Here is a 4,099-nt window from a genome sequence, read left to right on the forward strand (position 1 = left end):
CTGGGCCACTACGAGGCGACCGGCATCCGGCCGCGGCATAGACGACATAGATCGCGCTCATTCCATCGAACACTTGGCTACTCCTGCGGCCGCGCTGACCGGCATCCTGATCGCCGAGGCCTGTTACCTGCTTTATGCCGGCCGCAGCGACAAGCGCACCGCCATCAACCGGCGCATGAAGCTGCAGGAAAACAAGATCAGCCAGGAGCAGGTGCTCGTCCAACTGCGCAAGGAGCGCGGCCTCGACGCGGGCACGCCGCTGTTTTCGGCGGACCGGTTTCGCGCTCTGCGAACCCAGTCGGGCATGATCATGCCGCTGTCGAAATTCCTGATGATCACCTGCGGCGTGGCGATGGCGATGGCCCTGGTCGCCATCTGGTACGGCTTGCCGCCGCTGATGGGGTTCGTCCTGTTCGTGGTGCTCATGCCGCTATTGCCGGTGCTGACGCTGCGTTTCAAGCGCAAGCGCCGGCTGAAGCGGTTCGGCATGCAGTTGCCGGAGGCGCTGGAACTGATCACGCGTGGCCTGAAGGCCGGCCACCCGGTGCCGGTGGCGATCGCCATGGTGGCGCGCGAGATGCCCGACCCGATCGGCAGCGAGTTCGGCGTCATCGCCGACGAAGTGACCTACGGATCCGATCTGGTTTCGGCGTTGAACTCGCTGTTCGACCGGGTCGGCCAGGAGGATCTGCCGTTGTTCGTCACCGCCGTCTCGATCCAGACCAGTTCGGGCGGCAATCTGCGCGAGATCCTCGACGGCCTGGCGACGACGATTCGCGAGCGTGGCAAGCTGCGCCGCAAGGTGCGCGCCATTGCGACAGAAGGCCGGATGTCGGCCTACATTCTGACGGCCGTGCCGGCGTTGCTGTTTGCCGCCATCATGGCACTGATGCCGGGCTTCTACAGCGACGTCTGGGGCGAGCCGAAGACCTGGTATCTGCTTGGCGCGTCGATCACCTGGCTGATGCTGGGCAATCTGATGATGTTCAAGATGTCGAATTTCAAGTTCTGACATGCAGGGTTTCATCGAATTCCTCGCCTCGCTTGCGCCGACCTCATTGATGCCGGTGGCCATACTGCTGCTGGCGGTGGGTGCTGCCGCTGTTGCCTGGCCTGTTGTCATGGCGAAGGGCGATCGCAACGAGGTCATGCGCCGGCTCAGGGTCGACAACGGTCCCGTGGCCGCCAAACCGGAGCCGGTGCAAAAGAAGAATACCGGCATCGTGCGCGAGAAGGCGGTGAAGCGGGCGCAGGAATTCTACGCCAGGAGCGATCCGGAAAATGTCGCGCGGCTGCGCATGAAGCTTATCCAGGCGGGCTACATGGAGCCGCGCGCTGTCGGCACGTTCTTCCTGATCCGGTTCACTGCGATGATCGGCACGGCAATAGGCGTGTTTGTGCTCAACCGCTGGATGGCCAGTCCGGACGCAACGATGGCCAGCCGCTGGACATTCGTCATCCTGTCGGGCGCGGCCGGTTATTTCCTGCCCGGCCTGGTGCTGAGCCAGAAAGTGCGGGAACGCAGGCGTGAGTACCGCAACGGCTTTCCCGATTTCATGGACCTGATGATTGTCTGCTCGGATGCCGGCATGAGCATGGAGGCAGGCATAGAGCGCGTCTCCAAGGAACTCGCCAAGACTTATCCCGCGCTCAGCCAGAACCTGCAGTTGGTGTCGCTGGAGCTGAGGGCCGGGCGCAGCCTCGACGATGCGCTGAAGGCGCTCGCCGATCGCCTCAGCCTGGACGAGGTGCGTTCCTTCGCCACGCTGCTGCAGCAGTCCAAGGAACTCGGCACCAGCCTGTCGGGGGCGCTGCGCGTCTTCTCCGACGACATGCGCCATAAGCGTATGTCGTTGGCCGAGGAAAAGGCGCACGCTCTGCCTGCCAAGATGTCGGTGCCCGTGGTTGTGTGCATCCTGCCGGTGGTGCTGATGATCGCGGCCATTCCAGTCATCGTCAAAATGACGGCGCACTAGCGAGCGCTCCACAAAAGCCCTAGCAAGGGGCTGACAAACCATTGTCCTGACCGAACCCGGCTTTGCAGGTGAGAAAGTCCATGCTGCTGCGCACCCTCTTCCTTGGCCTTGCCGCGGCCAGCCTGTCGCCCGCCTGGGCCGTGGCCGGCGATTGCGGCGATGCCGCCGCCTTGGTGCAGCAGGCCTATCCCAAAGCTCGAAAGAGCGCCGACGGCACCTCGTTCACGCTCGAACCCCACACCAGCATTGCCCTGACATTCGCGTATGGCGATCCGCCAGGGCTGGTTTGCAAGATCTGGCCCGCCCATGACGACCTGCTGTTGGTCGCAGTGCCGCTGATGGACGGGTCCCAACCCAGCGACTACGCGCATGCCGGCGATATCGAGCTTTTGATTGTCGACAGGAAGAGCCGGCAGGTGCGCCAGCGCCTGCTCCAGCCCGGGCTGATGAATGATGATGCCATCGCCATCCGCCAGGTGGAACTTGATACCGGCCGCTATGCGCTGGCGCCCGATGTTACTGCCTTTGGCCTGCGCATCGAAATGGCAAACAATTCGCTGCCTAATCCGTTCAGTGAAACCGACCTGCGGCTCTATGCCGTCGATGGCGATTCCCTGAGGATGGTGCTCGATGGTCTGGTCGTGGCCGGCAATGGCGGCGAGGGTGATACCAATTGCGCCGGATCCTTCCATACCAGTCGGGTTAGCCTGACGATGAGCCCGGCCAAACATCATGGCTACCACGACATAACGGTGGTCGAGCGAATGGATACCGACAATCCGTTGCCCGACAAGGATGGCGAGTGCCAGTCCCATCCCGGCAAGTCCGTGAGCCAAACCTACCGGCTGCGCTATGACGGCAGCCGGTATACGGCTCCTGCGGGGCTCAAAGCCCTGGAGCCGTGAGGACGCCGCTGGCTGCGACTGAAGCACCGCGGCCTGGTGGTTAATGGCTGGTGTGCCCGAAGCCGAATTTTGGCGGCGTTTCGGCACCGAAGTTTAATCGCCGCTGATATATTGTGTTTCCTGAAGAACGACCCGGCAAATCGGGCGATGAGGCAGGGGCATGCGTCACAATAATTTCCCGGCAATGGCCACGATGGCGGCCGTCTTGATGATGTCTGGCTGTTCGACGAGTGGCGTCGACACCACCAAGACCACCGCCATCCAACCGGCGGCTAAAGACACCGAAACCTCCGATCTGGCGCAAGGCAAGGCGCAGTTTCGCGACGCCAATTACGGCCTCGCCGAAAAGCACTTCCGCAAGGCCGTCGAGTTGAAGGCCGACAATGCGGAGGCCTGGATGGGGCTCGCGGCTTCCTATGATGAACTCGGCCGCTTCGACTTCGCCGACCGTGCCTACGGCCAGCTTCTGAAGGTCGCCGGTCGCAGGCCGCAGATCGTCAACAATATGGGTTATTCGCAACTGTTGCGCGGCAATCGCAAGAAGGCCAAGGCGCTGCTGCTCGAAGCGAAGGCCGGCATGGCCGATCCCACCGTCGTCAACGCCAATCTCGCTCTCCTGAACAAGGGTTGATCTCGCGTCCAATGGTCCGGTTTCGGGACACGTGCCATCGACGCTTTGTAAACCCTATCTGCAGGTTGCATCGATGGATCGCCTGAAAATCCGTATCTGGGGGCAGCCGCTGACCTAGAATGCAGCGCAACCGCCGACGCTCGAGAGGCCCTTGCCCGATATGCTGGACTTCAGTTCGCTCCTGCTCGCAGCCGCGCTGTCGGGCATATGCCTCAGCGTCACCATGTTTGCGATCTGGTTCACCGCGCCCAAGGCAGGTTTCGTGCTGACGGTGGCGTGCGGAATTCTGGTGCTCGTCGCGCATGTGATCCTGTTCTGGCGGTACACCAAGGACCCCGATCCGCTGCTTTGCCAGATCGTGCTTGCGCTGCTCAGCCTGGGGTTCCTGATCCTCTGCTTGTCGGCCATGCAATATCTCGGCGTGCCCGGCTACAGGCGCGCCGTTGCACCGGCGCTTGCTGCCATGGCCATTTGTGCCATCGTGACCTTTATGGGCTTTGACGGCGTTGGTTTCATCATCACCTACACCACGGTGACGGCGCTGCTGTCGGCGATCGGCGCCATGTTCTGGATCAACGGCAGTCAGG

4 protein-coding genes and 1 pseudogene are annotated in these 4,099 nt (G+C 62.4%); all 5 read left to right on the forward strand.

Annotated features, from left to right (window positions below; all coding sequences use genetic code 11):
* Window positions 1–73 precede the first annotated feature (73 nt).
* Complete coding sequence (locus EN914_RS26860; RefSeq protein ID WP_245497849.1) at window positions 74–1,012, forward strand: type II secretion system F family protein; 939 nt, start codon at window positions 74–76, stop codon at window positions 1,010–1,012.
* 1 nt (window position 1,013) lies between these two features.
* Window positions 1,014–1,976 carry a type II secretion system F family protein gene (locus EN914_RS26865; protein WP_013531958.1) on the forward strand — a complete coding sequence of 321 codons (963 nt, stop codon included), beginning with the start codon at window positions 1,014–1,016 and terminating at the stop codon, window positions 1,974–1,976.
* An 80-nt stretch (window positions 1,977–2,056) separates the two neighbouring features.
* Entirely contained in the window at window positions 2,057–2,881 is an 825-nt protein-coding gene (locus tag EN914_RS26870) for a hypothetical protein (protein WP_024505344.1), read from the forward strand.
* Window positions 2,882–3,041: 160 nt separating this feature from the next.
* Window positions 3,042–3,512, forward strand: coding sequence for a hypothetical protein (locus EN914_RS26875; RefSeq protein ID WP_013531956.1), 471 nt, complete (start codon window positions 3,042–3,044; stop codon window positions 3,510–3,512).
* 160 nt (window positions 3,513–3,672) lie between these two features.
* A pseudogene (locus EN914_RS26880) lies at window positions 3,673–4,099 on the forward strand (GGDEF domain-containing protein); the annotation flags it as partial.

It is taken from the genome of Mesorhizobium sp. M7A.F.Ca.CA.001.08.2.1 (genome assembly GCF_003998455.1).
GTDB lineage: Bacteria > Pseudomonadota > Alphaproteobacteria > Rhizobiales > Rhizobiaceae > Mesorhizobium > Mesorhizobium ciceri.